Source organism: Fontimonas sp. FW305-C-3, assembly GCF_058783185.1.
Genome location: NZ_JBYSYK010000004.1, coordinates 215,897 through 229,784, shown reverse-complemented (window position 1 = coordinate 229,784; position 13,888 = coordinate 215,897). Strand labels below are relative to the sequence as shown.

The window sequence follows — 13,888 nt, the reverse complement described above, 5'->3', positions numbered from 1 at the left end:
TTAGTACCCCATTTCCTGGCGCTGACGAAGCAGATGCTGCGGCATTTCCTTGAACACATCGTCGAACATCGTTGCGGGACTGAAGGACTTCGAGGCGAGCGAGCCGTAGCTCTCGGCTTCCTTGAGGTCGGCCTTGACCTGCTCTTCGAGTTCGACGGACAGCGCCTGATGGCGCACTTCGTCCCATTCGCCCAGACCGATCAGATGGGTCTTCAGGCGTTCGATCGGATCGCCGAGCGGCCACTGCGAAACCTCGTCCGCCGGACGGTAGGCGGACGGATCGTCGCTGGTCGAATGCGCGGCAGCGCGATAGGTGTACAGCTCGATCAGCGTCGGTCCGCCGTTGCGGCGTGCGCGCTCGGCAGCCCACTGGGTCACCGCGTAGACCGCGAGGAAATCGTTGCCGTCGACGCGCATGCCGGGAATGCCGAAGCCGATCGCGCGTGCGGCGAAAGTTGCACGCTCGCCGCCGGCAAAGCCCTGGAACGACGAGATGGCGTACTGGTTGTTGACAACGTTGAGAATCACCGGCGCCTGGTAGACGCTGGCGAAGGTCAGGGCGTTGTAGAAGTCCGACTCGGCGGTGGTGCCGTCGCCGACCCAGCCCGCGGCGATGCGCGTGTCGCCTTTCATCGCCGAGGCCATTGCCCAGCCGACGGCCTGCGGATACTGCGTGCCGAGGTTGCCGGAAATCGAGAAGAAGCCCTTCTCCTTCACCGAATACATGATCGGCAACTGGCGGCCCTTCAGGCGATCACGCGAGTTGTTGAAGATCTGGCACATCATGTCGACGAGCGAGTGCTTGCGCGCGACGAGCAGCCCCTGCTGGCGATAACTCGGGAACAGCATGTCGTCGTCGTTGAGCGCCATCGCCTGCGCGACGGCCACCGCCTCTTCGCCGGTGGACTTGATATAGAACGAGGTCTTGCCGGCGCGCTGCACGCGCTGCATGCGCTCGTCGAAAGCGCGCGTCAGCATCATCGAACGCAGGCCCTCGCGCAGGAAATCGGCGTCGAGCTTGGGCGCCCAGGGGCCGACCGCCTTGCCGCTGTCGTCGAGGACGCGGATCAGGTCGTTGGCGTAGGGAATCAGGTCTTCCTGCGGCGTATCGGTGGCCGGCCGTGCCTGCTGGCCGGCGGCGGGGATTTCGATGTGCGCGAAGCTCGGCGTGTCGCCCGGTCGCGCGTTGGGCTCGGGGACGTGCAGGCGCAGCGGTTCGCCGACGCTCGACGTGGGTGCAGCTGGCTTCTTGCGGGCCATCAAAACCTCTCCTCATGCGGCGGCCAAAGGGCGGCGGCGGTATCGGAAACATTCTAGGAGCCGTGTTGCGGATTTTGCTTCCGCTCTTGCCGCCAATCCGTTAGATTGTGGAACAATATTCCTGATTACTGGCTTACTGTGGAAAATAAGAGCCATCCCCTCGACGCCCTGGATGTCCGCATCCTCAATCTGCTGCAGGACGACGCCAATCTTCCGATCGCCGACATTGCCGACAAGGTCGCCTCGTCGAAGACGGTCGTCTGGCGGCGCATCCAGAAGCTGCAGGAAGCCGGCGTCATCCGGGCGACGGTCGCCGTGCTCGACCATCGCCGCGTCGGCCTCGGCGTCATGGTCATCGCCCACGTGAAGATGGCCCGTCACGGTCGCGACGTGCTGCCCAAGTTTCTGGAGGCGATCAGCACCTTTCCCCAGGTGCTCGAATGCCACACGCTGATGGGCGATGTCGACTTCCTGCTGAAGATCATCGTGCGCAGCGTCGAGGACTACGAACACTTCTTCTGGCAGAAGCTGTCGAAGATCGATGGTGTGCAGGAAATCTCCTCGTCGATCTCGATGAGCCAGACCGTCAACACAACGCGGCTGCCCTTGCAGGTCACACAGGCCTAGCAGCACCTCACCGCAAACGCCGAGACAAATATGCCGTTCCACGACCCCAACATCGCCCTGCCCGTGTCCTATTCGCTGGTCAGCGAACAGGTCTACATGGTGTTTCCGAATGACCTGAACTCCAACAACACGGTGTTCGGCGGACTGATCATGGCGCAGATGGATCGCTTCGCCAGCGTTGCCGCCGACCGTCACGCCGGCGGCGTCTGCGTCACTGTCAGCGTCGACGCCGTGCACTTCATCGCACCGGCCAAGGGTGGCGACGTGCTGGTGTTCAACTGCGCGGTCAACCGGGCATGGAACACATCGATGGAAGTCGGCTGCCGCGTCGAAGCCGAAGCGATCGGCGGCGGCGCGCGGCGGCAGATCCTGACCGCCTACCTGACCTTCGTCGCCGTAAATCCCGACAACTCCCCGCGGCGCGTGCCGCCGGTGCTGGCGCAAACGCAGGAAGAGCGCCATCGCTATGAAGAAGCTCAGTTGCGCCGCGAATATCGCCTGCGCCACGCCGAGGAACTCAAGACGCTGCGCGCCGGCCGGCCGCAGCCGGCAGCCTAGGCCGCCGCGGCGAGCGAACGCGGGATCGCCTCGATGAAGATCGAGTAGCTGTCGGTACCGCGCACCTTCTTCTTGCGCAGTCGTCCGTCCACATAGGCGCGCTCGTAGTCCTGGCGGGCATGCTGGTAGCCGTAGCCGGCACCGCCGAGCTGGGCCTGGACGATGCAGATCAGTACCGCATGCGCTGCCTGATCGTTGAGCGCCATGATCGCCCCGATCTGCGCGCGCAGCGCGGGGCAACGCACTTCGAAATGGCGGATGCCGCGATCGTCCCGATAGCTGAGATAGACGCGCTCAACCTCGAACGAAAACGTGCTGTTGTAGTTTTCGCTGCCTTGGAAGGCACTGTTGCGCTGAATGCCGACAACAAGATCGTCGGAGCGATAGCTGGTCGCGCCGTGAACGCAGCCGCCGAGCTCGCGGACGATGGGCTCATCGCCGGCAAAGGTCTTGCCGTAGACGCGCACATCATTGCGCGGCGGCACGCTGGCGATCTGCTGCAGTGCTAGCGACCGCGATCCGGTCTTGCTGTACTGCATGGGCACATGATTCGCATCCTTGTTCATGACGAACTCCGTTCGGCGAGGCGACGACGGCTCGTTTGAATGAGACCGTCAGCTTCCGACAATGCAACTTTGAGACCTCGTTCCTGAACCGGAGATTGCGAGGGTCTCACCGGCTGTTTTCAGCAGTCCAGCGGTTGCAACTGTCATGCCCAGAGTAAGGATGCAAAGGCTCACAACATGAGCCTTTGATGAATCCGGCAGCGGATTTTGAAACGCCAGTGTCAGTTTGCCGGCGCGTCCGGCTGCTGGCTGGGATGCGCGCGCTGGAAGGCCGGCAGCGTTGCGCAGTGCGCCGCGACACGGGCCAGGCGCGGGAAGCGCGACTCATCGCAGCCGAAGCGCTGCGCGGCGAAGATCTGCGGCACCAGCATGCACTCCGCCCAGCCCGGCAAGTCGCCGAACACGAACGGCGTGTCGGGCAGATCGCGCAGTTCTTCCTCGAGCGCGGCGAGTCCGCGCGTGATCCAATGCTGCAGCCAAGCGCTGCGCTGGGCGTCCTCGAGTTTCAAGGTATCGGTCAGATAGTTCAGCACCGACAGGTTCTGCAACGGCTGGATGTCGGCCACGATCGTCAGGCAGAACGCGCGGACGCGCGCCAGCAGCTGCGGGTCGGTCGGCGCCAGCGCCGGCGTCGGAAAGCGCGTCTCCAGATATTCGAGGATCGCCTGCGACTGATTGATGCTGAACTCACCGTCGATCAGCAAGGGCACGCGCGCCTGCGGATTGACGGCACGGTACTCGGCACCGAACTGCTCGCCGCCGTCGCGGACGAGGTTCACCGGCACGATCTGGTACGGAAGACCCTTGAGGTTGAGCGCGATGCGGACGCGATGGCTCGCCGACGAGCGCCAGAACGCATAGAGCTTGAGCATATCGTCGTCCGGCCTCAGTTGAGTGTCCTGGCTCTATCCTCGCTGATCTCTGCGGGAGGGCTGTGGTGCCGCGAAATCGCAGCCACCGCATCGTCGTACTCCTGCACGGAAATCACCGCCTTGTCGCGCAGCCACTGGAACTTGCCCAGCTCCCGTTGCGGATCGTTGGCGAGATTGACCTCCGCATACCAACGGCGCCACTGCTGACGGCGTCGCTCCGCGATCTCGCTGGTGATGCTGTCCTGCTTCGCGTTGCGAATGACAAAGATGCGTCCCTTGTCCGTCGCAAAGACCAGATATTTGACGCTGGCGAACCAGTACGCCAGCAAGCAGCCGATGCCGAGAATGGGCCAGATCGACAAGCGCAGATTGCCATCCTCCAGCAACTGCGCTCCGAGCTGGATGATGCCGAGCACCACCCAGATCAGGCCTACGTTCCTGAGCCAGGCGTTGCGCTCCTCGATCTCGGTGTGATCGATTGGAATCTCTGAGTAGCTCACCGAAAAGGAATTCGCGCCGCTGGCATCCTTGACGCTATATCTGAGCTCTTCCGCGCCGAACGAGAACGTCGTCCGGGTCGACAGTCGCCTCTGCTTGAGTTCCATGTTCATGCCCCGTTGCGTGTGACTCTGCGGGGACAGTTTACTTTCTGTAGCGCGCAACGACCTGTTCGATGGCGCCGAAGATCGACTCGCCATGCTGGTCGCGCATCTCGATGCGCACCTGGTCGCCGAAGCGCAGGAATGGTGTGCGAGGCTTGCCTTGCAGCAGGGTCTCGACGCAGCGCAGTTCGGCCAGGCAGGAATAGCCGACGCCGCCGTCGTTGATCGCCGCGCCGGGCCCGCCGTCGGGGCCGAGGTTCGACACGGTGCCGGAACCGATGATCGTGCCGGCGGCGAGCGGGCGGGTCTTCGCCGCATGCGCGACCAGCGTCGGGAAATCGAAGGTCATGTCGTTGCCGGCCTGCGGTGCGCCGAGCGGCTGTTCGTTGATGCTCGACAGCAGCGGCAGGGTCACGCGCTTGCCGTCCCAGTGCGCGCCGAGTTCGTCCGGCGTCACCGCGACCGGCGAGAACGCCGAAGACGGCTTGCTCTGGAAGAAACCGAAGCCCTTCGCCAGCTCGGGCGGAATCAGGTTGCGCAGCGAAACATCGTTGACCAGCATGATCAGGCGGATCGCGGCGCCGGCCGCCTCGGGAGATGCGCCCATCGGCACGTCGCCGGTGACGACGGCGATCTCGGCTTCGAGATCGATGCCGTAGTCTTCGCTGGCCGCTTCGATGGGCCCCATCGGATCGATGAAGCTGTCGCTGCCGCCCTGGTACATCAGCGGATCGGTCCAGAAGCTCGGCGGCATGTCGGCGCCGCGCGCCTTGCGCACCAGTTCGACGTGATTGACGTAGGCCGAACCATCCGCCCACTGGTAGGCGCGCGGCAACGGCGAGCGGCAGTCGATCGGGTGAAAGTCCTCCGCGTCGTCGGCGTAGCCGCCTCTGTTGAGGCGGTCCGAAACCATCTGCAACTGGGCGCGAACTTCCGCCCAGCGATCCAGCGCGGCCTGCAGCGTCGCGGCCAGCTGAGGCACCGGCACGCAGCGCGTCAGATTGCGCGAGACGACGACGAGCTGGCCGTCGCGCGTGCCGTTCTTGCGGCTTGCCAGCTTCATTGCGGCGCGGCCCAGCTCTGGTGATAGTCCGCCCACTCGACGCCGCTAGCCGCCGGATCAACGTTCAGCGCATCGCGCGCATCGATCATGACGGCGTATTCGTCGGTGGCGGGTTTCTTCGGCGTCAGCATGTTGTTCAGGGCTTTCGGGTGCGGGCCGTGGGTGAACCCGCAGGGGTGCAGCGTCATCATGCCCGGACAGATGTTGTCGCGCGAGAAGAAATCGCCGGCGTGATAGAACAATACCTCGTCGTAGTCATCGTTGTTATGGAAGAACGGCACCTTGAGCGCGCCTGGATCGGTCTCGAACGGCCGCGGTGTGAAGGTGCAGATGACGAAGCGATTGGCGACAAACGTCGTGTGCGCCGACGGCGGCAGGTGGTAGCGATGCGACATCAGCGGGCGGATGTCGCGCACGTTGATGCGCACCGGCATCAGCGTGCCATGCCAGCCCAGCGCATCCAGCGGGTTGTAGGGATAGGTCACCGTCGAAATCTGCTGGCTGCGCTTGATCGCAACCCGCCATTCGCGGGCGGCCTGCGCGCCTTGCTGCTGCGCGACGAAGGCCTCGTCGAGGCGCGGATAGTCGAGCATTGCCGGATCGAAGATTGCCTGCTCGCCGACCAGTCCCTTGTCCGGCAGCTGGTAGCTGGAGCCGGTCGCTTCGATCAGCAGCCACCGCGTCGGCGCCGCGCATTCGACGCGCCACATCGTGCCGCGCGGCACGACGACATAGTCGCCGCTGGCCAGGCTCAGATGCCCGTAGTCGCAGAAGAACTCGGCGCTGCCGGCGTGCAGGAACAGCAGCTCGTCGCCATCGGCATTGCGGACGAGCTGATCCATGTTGCCGGTGCATGACCACCAGCGCAGCTGCAGATGCGCGTTGTGCAGCACCGGCGCTGCAGTCCAGGGTGTCGTCGACGTCGCGGCGAGCTGGTTCAGATCGAAGGCGCGCGGTCGCAGCGGTCCTTCCCAGTGCGTCCAGCCGGTCGGCGGACGCGGATGGATCATGTGCGTCGCCGGACCGAAGAAGCCTTCCTTGCCCAGCTCGCGCTCGACCGTGCCGGGCGGCAGGTCGGCATGCGCCTGCCGCGAGGCCTGGCCTTCAACGATCGGTCGATAGATCCATTTGCGCATGCGCCGCTCCGCTGTACAGGGACTCAGGCCTTGGCCGGCGCCGCATCGAGCACGCCGCGCTTGATCTGATCATCTTCGATCGACTCGAACAAGGCCTTGAAGTTGCCTTCGCCGAAGCCCTGGTTGCCCTTGCGCTGGATGATCTCGAAGAAGATCGGGCCGATCACCGTGCTGGTGAAGATCTGCAGCAGGATGCCTTCGACCGGCGCGCCGTCGATCAGGATGCTCAGCTCCTTCAGCCGGGCGACCGGCTCGCCGTGGCCCGGCACGCGCGCATCGACGCGGGCGTAGTAGCTGTCCGGCGTGTCCATGAACTGCACGCCACGCGCGCGCAGCGCTTCGACGGTCTTGTAGATGTCGTTGGTCGACAGCGCGATGTGCTGGATGCCTTCGCCGCGGTACTGGCGCAGGAACTCCTCGATCTGCGACTTGTCGTCCGAGCTTTCGTTGATCGGGATGCGGATCTTGCCGCAGGGCGAGGTCATCGCCCGCGACACCAGTCCCGTCACCTTGCCTTCGATATCGAAGTAGCGGATCTCGCGGAAGTTGGCGATGCGCTCGTAGAAGCCAGACCAGTGATCCATGTTGCCGCGCGCGACGTTGTGGGTCAGATGGTCGATCTCCTGCAGGCCGACACCCTTGGGCTGGCGGTCGACGCCATCGAAATAGCGGAAGTCGACGTCGTACAGCGAATGCTCCGGGCCATAACGATCGACCAGATACAGCACGCTGGAGCCGATGCCGTACAACGCCGGCAGGCGCAGTTCCATCAGGCCGGGCTTCGCGTCGAACGGCACCGCGCCCTGCGCGACCGCATGTTCGTAGGCCTTGACCGCGTCCTTGACGCGCCAGCCCATCGCGCAGGCACTCGGACCATGCGCGCGGGCGAACTGCTCGAAGTGCGAGTACGGCGCACGGTTGACCAGAAAGTTGATGTCGCCCTGGCGGTACAGCGTCACATCCTTGCTGCGATGCTTGGCGATCGCCGAGAAGCCCATCATCTCGAACAACGAACGCAGCTGCGCAATGCCTTCATCGGTGGGCGCGGTGTATTCGACGAACTCGAAGCCGTCGGTGCCCATCACATTGGGCGCGGGCGTCTGGTTCGAAGGGCTGGGCTTGCTCATGGGTTCTGCTCCGTGGCGGGGCGTCGGGCCTGTTCTGGCAGGCTTGAATGACATTCGTGGGACATCAGGCCGCGCGCAGGGCAGCGCGCGGCGGCACCTGCTGGTCGCCGGGATAGCTGCGCTCGGCCAGCAGTTCCGGCAGCGCACGCTGCGTCGCAATCAGCGCGCCCAGGTTCTGCGTCACGGCCGCGACCAGTTCCTCGATCGAGCGGATGACGAAATAGGTCTTCTGGTAATCGTCGATGCGGTACTGCGTACGCATGCAGCGCGGCACCTCGAGGCGGACGCGCTGCGGCAGTGGACTCTCGACCGAGTACAGCGTCTCGCCCGCCGACGACAGGATGCCGGCGCCGTAGGCGCGCAGCTCGCCGTCCTGTTCGATCAAACCGAATTCGACCGTGTACCAATACAGGCGCGCGACCAGCGCGAGCGCACCATCGCGCAATGCCTGCAGGCCCAGTTCGCCGAAACGCTGCATGAAAGCGGCGAAGGTCGGATCGAAGAACATCGGCACGTGGCCGAAGAAGTCGTGAAAGATGTCCGGCTCGACCAGATAGTCGAATTCCTCCGGCTTGCGGATCCACACCGTCACCGGAAAGCGCCGCGCCGCGAGGTGGGCGAAGAACTGCTCGTTCGGAATGAAGCCCGGCACCGCGATCAGGCGCCAGCCGGAGCGGGCTTCAAGCAGATCGCTGATCCGTTCGATATCCGGAATGCGATCGGCACAGTTCGTCAGCTTCAGCCCCTCGGCGAACTCGCGGCAGGCGTAGGCGGCGACCTGCTCGGTCTGTCGCGCGTAAAGCCGCCGCCAAAGTGCATGGTCGGCCTCGCTGTACGGGTGCCAGGACTGCTCGACGCTGAAGTCGCTGCGCGCGCGGCTGTAATCGCCGCGAAGCTCGTTGCTGGTATTGGCGTCGTACATAGGAGATGCCTCGCCGATGCGGTCTGGGTAGGCCCTCACTGTAACGCCGGCGGCACAGCGATTTAGTGCATATTCACACCATACGTCGAGCTGGATGCGTAATAATCACTATGAATTGGCATTATGGTAGTGATTACATGCAATCCGACCTCGACCGCACCGACCGCCGCATTCTCCGCGAGCTGCAGGCCGATGGCCGGCTGCCGATCGTCGAGCTGGCGGAGCGAGTGTCGCTGTCTCCCACCGCTTGCCAGCGCCGCGTCCGCAAACTCGAGGAAACCGGCGTCATCGAACGCTACGCGGCCGTGCTCAGCCCGGCGGCGCTCGGCCAGCAGGTCGAGGCCTTCGTGCGGGTCAGCATCGAGCGGCAATCGCGCGACGTCACGCAGGCCTTTGAAGAGGCGATCCGCCGCCGTCCCGAAATTCGCGCCAGCTACGTGATGACCGGCGATCTCGATTTCCTGCTGCATGTACTGGTCCCCGACCTGCAGGCGTTTGCCGAGTTCTCGATGCGGGTGCTGATCGGCCTGCCGGGCGTCAAGGACGTCCGTTCCAGTCTGGTGCTGGAGGCGATCAAAAAGGATCAGGGGCTACCGCTGTAATAAGTCACGCGTCACGGGGTGATTTGGTCTGCTATTGATTAGCTTGCTAACAATAAGTAGACTAGGTTCATGTCTCAGTCTGCCCGCAAACCCTCCGCCGCGACCGCGCCGACCACGGTGATCGGCTCGCTGGTGCTCGATGTCGGCCGCCTGATCCGCCAGGACTTCCGCCGTCGCGCGCAGCATCTGAATCTCACGCAGGCACAGTGGGCGGCCTTGATGCATCTGTCGCGCGAACCCGGCCTGACGCAGACCGAACTCGCCGACCGCCTCGAGGTGCATCCGGTCACCGTCACCCAGCTCCTCGACCGCCTGAGCAAGGCCGGCTGGATCACGCGCAAGGCCCACGTCAGCGATCGCCGCGCGCAATGCGTGCACCTGACCAAGGCCAGCGACGCGCTGATCGAGGAGATGCGGCGCCTCGGCACGCAGACGCGCGAGATCGCCCTGAAAGGACTGAATGCCGACGAGCGCAAGCAGCTGGAAAGCCTGCTGCTGCGCGTGAAGGCGAATATTTCGACCGGCGACAGCCCCGCTGGCCAGTGAAGCAACACGTTGCGAGTCACACCATGCAGACCCCAGACAATCGCGAAGTCATCCTCCCGGCCTCTGCCGAGCGTCGGCGCTGGCGGCGTCCGCTGCTGATCGCCGGCCCGGCCGTCGCCGGCCTGATCGTGCTGGGCCTTTATCTGTTCGGCGGGCGCTATGTCGACACCGACGATGCCTACATCAAGGCCGACAAGGTCAACATCAGTGCCGAAGTCACCGGCCCGATCGCCGAAGTGCTGATTGCGGAGAACCAGCATGTCGCGCGCGGCGATGCGCTGGTACAGCTCGATCGCCGGCCGTTCGAGGTCGCCGTGCAGCAGGCGCAGGCCAACCTGCAGCAGACGCGTCTGCAGCTCGGATCCCTGCGCGCTACCTACGCACAGAAAGTCTCGGCGCTGAGCACGGCGCAGACCGACATGAGCTATCAGCAGACGCAGCAGAAGCGCGTGCATGAACTGTTCGGCAAGGAAGTGGTTTCACGCGCAGCGCTGGATACCGCGAAGCGCGACCTCGATGTCTCGCGCAGCCATCTCGCCGAACTCGAGCACGACCTCAACGAGGCGCGCGTGCAGCTCAACGGCGACGTCGACAGCCCCGCCGAGCAGCACCCGGCGTTTCTGGCGGCGAAGGCCGCGCTCGACAAGGCGCAGCTGGATCTCGACCGCACGACCGTGCGCGCACCGATCGCCGGCGTCGCCAGCAAGGTGCCGGAACCAGGCACCTACGCGATGCCCGGCATGCCGCTGCTGAGCGTGGTCGCCGGCGACGATGCCTGGATCGAAGCCAACTTCAAGGAATCCGAGCTTGAGCGCATCCGTACCGGGCAGCGCGTCAGCATCGAGATCGACGCCTATCCCAGCCACGAATGGCAGGGCGATGTCGTCAGCATCGGCCAGGCGACGGGCGCCGAGTTCTCGCTGCTGCCGGCGCAGAACGCGAGCGGCAACTGGGTCAAGGTCGTGCAGCGCATTCCGGTGCGCATCCACATCCAGCACGCGGCGGACGAGCCGGAGCTGCGCGCCGGCATGAGCGCCGAGATTTCGGTGGACACCGGCCACACACCGCGCGCCGCGCGCATGCTGTCCGCACTGGGCTTCGGCAAGGCCGCTGCGGCCGAGACCGCGGCGAGCGCGCACTGATTCCGCGCCGGTCGTTCCCGTGTCCACTTCCGCGCTGAGCGCGAGCCTGCCAGCAAAGTCGGAATCCACCGCGCTGATCACGATCGCCGTCATGGCGGCGACGATCATGCAGACGCTGGACACGACGATCGCCAACGTCGCCCTGCCGCACATGCAGGGCAGCCTGTCGGCGGCGCAAGACCAGATCACCTGGGTGCTGACCTCGTACATCGTCGCGTCCGCCATCGCGACGGCACCGACCGGCTATCTCGCCGCGCGCTTCGGCCGCAAGCAGGTCTTCATCACCTCGGTGCTGTGCTTCACCGTCTTCTCGATGCTGTGCGGCATGGCAACGACGCTGAGCCAGCTGGTCGGCTTCCGCATCATGCAGGGGCTGTTCGGCGCCGCGCTGGTGCCGTTGTCGCAGACCGTGCTGCTCGACACCTATCCGCGCGAGAAGCACGGCGCGGCAATGGCGATGTGGGGCGTCGGCGTCATGATCGGTCCGATTCTCGGCCCGACATTAGGCGGTTGGCTGACCGACAATTTCAGCTGGCGCTGGGTCTTCTACATCAACCTGCCGATCGGCCTGCTGGCCGCACTCGCGCTGTCGGCCGCGATGCCGGCGACGCGCTCGGAACGCACGACGCATCTCGACGCGATGGGATTCATCTTCCTGAGCCTGGCGATCGGCTCGCTGCAGCTGATGCTGGATCGCGGCGAAACCAAGGACTGGTTCTCGTCGACCGAGATTGTCACCGAAGCCGGCATCGGCCTGCTCGCGATCTACCTGTTCGTCACGCATACGCTGACCACCGACAAGCCGTTCCTGCCGCCGCGCCTGTTCCGCGACCGCAATTTCGTCGCCGGCATCCTGATGATCTGCGTCGTCGGCATCGTGCTGCTGTCGACGTCGGCGCTGCTGCCGCCGTTCCTGCAGAACCTCAAGGGCTATCCGGTGACGCTGATCGGCCTGGTCACCGCGCCGCGCGGCTTCGGCACCATGTTCGCGATGATCGTCGGCGGGCGCCTGATGAAGGCTTTCGACGCGCGGCTGCTGATCGTCGCCGGCCTGCTGTGCATCTCCGCCTCGCTGCAGTGGATGTCGCACTTCAACCTCGACGTCTCGGCGAGCGCCATCGTCTGGTCGGGCGTATTTCAAGGGCTGGGACTGGGGCTCGCCTTCGTCGCGCTCAGCGCGCTGAGCTTCTCGTCACTTGACGCACGCGACCGCGCCGATGCCGCCGCGCTGTTCAGCCTGGTGCGCAATATCGGCGCCAGCATCGGCGTTGCGCTGTGCTTTGCGTTTCTGAGCCGCAGCACGCAATCCGCGCACGCGATGCTCGTCGAGCACGTCAATCCGTTCAACCCGGCGTTGTCGCAGTATCTGAATGCGACGGGCGGTCTGGCCTCCACGGCCGCGCTGGCGATGATCGACACCGAGGTTCAGCGCCAGGCCGCGACGCTGGCCTTGCTTGATGACTACCGCCACCTCGCCATTGCGGTGTTGCTGGCATCACCGCTGGCGCTGCTGTTCCGCAAGCCGCCTCGCGCAAAGGCTGACGAAGCGGCGGTCACCGCCTTCGAGTGATCTGCTGGGAAGTGATTATTTATCTACTAAAAGGAAATAGTAGATCAATAATCACAACTATTCAGCACTGGGTTGCGTGATATTTAACTGACTAATGATTTTTAGTTGATAAATAATCACAGGCATCAGAAAGCCGATGCGATTGATTTATCTTTGATGTTTTTCCTTATCTACAATTAAATATCACATAAACCAGCATCAGGCTTGGTGTGCTAAATTATGATTTATAGTTATTTAGTCAACAAATAATCACATTTTGAGGTCGCCATCAGGCGGTGATTATTTGTTGTATTTAGTGATTATTAATTTAACTATCGCACTTTAAATTTCAGCGTCAATCACCGCCGGAACCGATCCGCAGCATCGATCAGCGCAGTGAGCGTGCCCGCCTCGCTCGCGGCATGACCGGCGTCGGGAACAACGACGAATTCCGCTTCCGGCCAGGCCTTGTGCAGATCCCACGCGGACTTCATCGGGCAGACGACGTCGTAGCGCCCCTGCACGATCACGCCGGGAATCCCGCGCAGCTTGTCGGCGTTGGCCAGCAGAAAGTCGTCCTGCGTGAAGAAGCCCTTGTTGATGAAGTAGTGGCATTCGATCCGTGCGAAGGCCTCGGCGAACTTGTCCTCGCCAAAGCGCTGAGCGGTGTCCGGCGATGTCAGCAGCTTGCTCGTCGAGCCTTCCCACACGCTCCAGGCGCGTGCCGCGCGCAGACGCTCCAGCGCGTCCGGACTCGTCAGGCGCTTGTAGTAGGCGCGGACGAAGTCGCCGCGCTCAGCCTGTGGAATCGCTTGCTCGTAAGGCTCCCAGGCATCCGGATAAATCCAGCTCGCGCCTTCCTGGTAGAACCAGCGGATTTCCGCCTCCCGCAGCAGGAAGATGCCGCGCACGATCAGGCCGGCGCAGCGCTGCGGATGCGTCACCGCGTAGGTCAGGCCGAGCGTCGAGCCCCACGAGCCGCCAAAGACGACCCAGCGTTCGATGCCCAGCGTCGTCCGGATGTGCTCCATGTCGGCGACCAGATCCCAGGTCGTGTTCTCGCGCAGATCGGCATGCGGCGTCGAACGTCCGCAACCGCGCTGATCGAACAGGACGATGCGATAGCGCTGCGGATCGAAGAATTGCCGGTGCCAGGATTCACAGCCGCCACCGGGGCCGCCATGCACGAACACCACCGCCTGGCCTTCCGGATTGCCGCATTCCTCCACGTAGATCTCGTGGATTGAGGACACCTTGAAACGATGCGTGCGGTAGGGTTCGATCGCCGGGTACAGACGGGTCATGGGATGCGGTTC

Annotated in this window: 15 protein-coding genes; 6 read left to right on the top strand and 9 right to left on the bottom strand. The window is 64.0% G+C overall.

What is annotated here, in order from left to right; genetic code table 11:
* Nucleotides 1-1,260, bottom strand: a complete 1,260-nt coding sequence (locus tag AC3WUF_RS16505; RefSeq protein WP_492427586.1) for a 3-methyl-2-oxobutanoate dehydrogenase (2-methylpropanoyl-transferring) subunit alpha — start codon at nucleotides 1,258-1,260, stop codon at nucleotides 1-3.
* A gap of 138 nt (nucleotides 1,261-1,398) precedes the next feature.
* Between AC3WUF_RS16505 and AC3WUF_RS16500 the strand changes: the two genes are divergently transcribed.
* Together AC3WUF_RS16500 and AC3WUF_RS16495 are read left to right on the top strand one after the other, a co-directional pair.
* Nucleotides 1,399-1,887: an Lrp/AsnC family transcriptional regulator gene (locus AC3WUF_RS16500; RefSeq protein ID WP_492427584.1), complete on the top strand. Its 489-nt coding sequence runs from the start codon at nucleotides 1,399-1,401 to the stop codon at nucleotides 1,885-1,887.
* A 30-nt stretch (nucleotides 1,888-1,917) separates the two neighbouring features.
* Nucleotides 1,918-2,445 (top strand): acyl-CoA thioesterase, encoded by a 528-nt coding sequence (locus tag AC3WUF_RS16495; protein ID WP_492427582.1) that lies wholly within the window; start codon nucleotides 1,918-1,920, stop codon nucleotides 2,443-2,445.
* Here the strand turns inward: AC3WUF_RS16495 and AC3WUF_RS16490 are convergent.
* The 7 genes from AC3WUF_RS16490 to phhA all read right to left on the bottom strand — a co-directional run bounded on the left by AC3WUF_RS16490 (nucleotide 2,442) and on the right by phhA (nucleotide 8,733).
* Nucleotides 2,442-3,011, bottom strand: a complete 570-nt coding sequence (locus AC3WUF_RS16490) for a hypothetical protein (RefSeq protein WP_492427580.1) — start codon at nucleotides 3,009-3,011, stop codon at nucleotides 2,442-2,444. The two genes, AC3WUF_RS16495 and AC3WUF_RS16490, sit on opposite strands and share 4 nt — an antisense overlap.
* A gap of 221 nt (nucleotides 3,012-3,232) precedes the next feature.
* The gene (gene maiA, locus AC3WUF_RS16485; protein WP_492427578.1) at nucleotides 3,233-3,883 is read right to left on the bottom strand and encodes a maleylacetoacetate isomerase; all 651 of its coding nucleotides are present in this window, start codon (nucleotides 3,881-3,883) and stop codon (nucleotides 3,233-3,235) included.
* 14 nt (nucleotides 3,884-3,897) lie between these two features.
* Nucleotides 3,898-4,494, bottom strand: a complete 597-nt coding sequence (locus AC3WUF_RS16480) for a hypothetical protein (RefSeq protein WP_492427576.1) — start codon at nucleotides 4,492-4,494, stop codon at nucleotides 3,898-3,900.
* Between the two features lie 31 nt (nucleotides 4,495-4,525).
* The gene (locus tag AC3WUF_RS16475) at nucleotides 4,526-5,548 is read right to left on the bottom strand and encodes a fumarylacetoacetate hydrolase family protein (protein ID WP_492427574.1); all 1,023 of its coding nucleotides are present in this window, start codon (nucleotides 5,546-5,548) and stop codon (nucleotides 4,526-4,528) included.
* On the bottom strand, nucleotides 5,545-6,684 hold the full coding sequence (locus AC3WUF_RS16470) for a homogentisate 1,2-dioxygenase (RefSeq protein ID WP_492427572.1): 1,140 nt from the start codon (nucleotides 6,682-6,684) through the stop codon (nucleotides 5,545-5,547). The genes AC3WUF_RS16475 and AC3WUF_RS16470 overlap by 4 nt, the downstream gene beginning before the upstream one ends.
* A 23-nt stretch (nucleotides 6,685-6,707) precedes the next feature.
* On the bottom strand, nucleotides 6,708-7,811 hold the full coding sequence (gene hppD, locus AC3WUF_RS16465; protein WP_492427571.1) for a 4-hydroxyphenylpyruvate dioxygenase: 1,104 nt from the start codon (nucleotides 7,809-7,811) through the stop codon (nucleotides 6,708-6,710).
* Nucleotides 7,812-7,875: 64 nt separating this feature from the next.
* The gene (gene phhA / locus AC3WUF_RS16460; RefSeq protein ID WP_492427569.1) at nucleotides 7,876-8,733 is read right to left on the bottom strand and encodes a phenylalanine 4-monooxygenase; all 858 of its coding nucleotides are present in this window, start codon (nucleotides 8,731-8,733) and stop codon (nucleotides 7,876-7,878) included.
* A 137-nt stretch (nucleotides 8,734-8,870) separates the two neighbouring features.
* Between phhA and AC3WUF_RS16455 the strand changes: the two genes are divergently transcribed.
* From AC3WUF_RS16455 to AC3WUF_RS16440, 4 genes are all read left to right on the top strand, one after another.
* Complete coding sequence (locus AC3WUF_RS16455; protein ID WP_492427567.1) at nucleotides 8,871-9,335, top strand: Lrp/AsnC family transcriptional regulator; 465 nt, start codon at nucleotides 8,871-8,873, stop codon at nucleotides 9,333-9,335.
* 69 nt (nucleotides 9,336-9,404) lie between these two features.
* Nucleotides 9,405-9,881 carry a MarR family winged helix-turn-helix transcriptional regulator gene (locus tag AC3WUF_RS16450; RefSeq protein ID WP_492427565.1) on the top strand — a complete coding sequence of 159 codons (477 nt, stop codon included), beginning with the start codon at nucleotides 9,405-9,407 and terminating at the stop codon, nucleotides 9,879-9,881.
* A gap of 23 nt (nucleotides 9,882-9,904) precedes the next feature.
* The gene (locus AC3WUF_RS16445; protein ID WP_492427563.1) at nucleotides 9,905-11,023 is read left to right on the top strand and encodes an HlyD family secretion protein; all 1,119 of its coding nucleotides are present in this window, start codon (nucleotides 9,905-9,907) and stop codon (nucleotides 11,021-11,023) included.
* Nucleotides 11,024-11,042: 19 nt separating this feature from the next.
* Nucleotides 11,043-12,593, top strand: a complete 1,551-nt coding sequence (locus tag AC3WUF_RS16440) for a DHA2 family efflux MFS transporter permease subunit (RefSeq protein WP_492427561.1) — start codon at nucleotides 11,043-11,045, stop codon at nucleotides 12,591-12,593.
* A gap of 338 nt (nucleotides 12,594-12,931) precedes the next feature.
* Here the strand turns inward: AC3WUF_RS16440 and pip are convergent, their stop codons facing one another.
* Nucleotides 12,932-13,876, bottom strand: a complete 945-nt coding sequence (gene pip, locus AC3WUF_RS16435; RefSeq protein ID WP_492427559.1) for a prolyl aminopeptidase — start codon at nucleotides 13,874-13,876, stop codon at nucleotides 12,932-12,934.
* Between the last annotated feature and the right edge of the window lie 12 nt (nucleotides 13,877-13,888).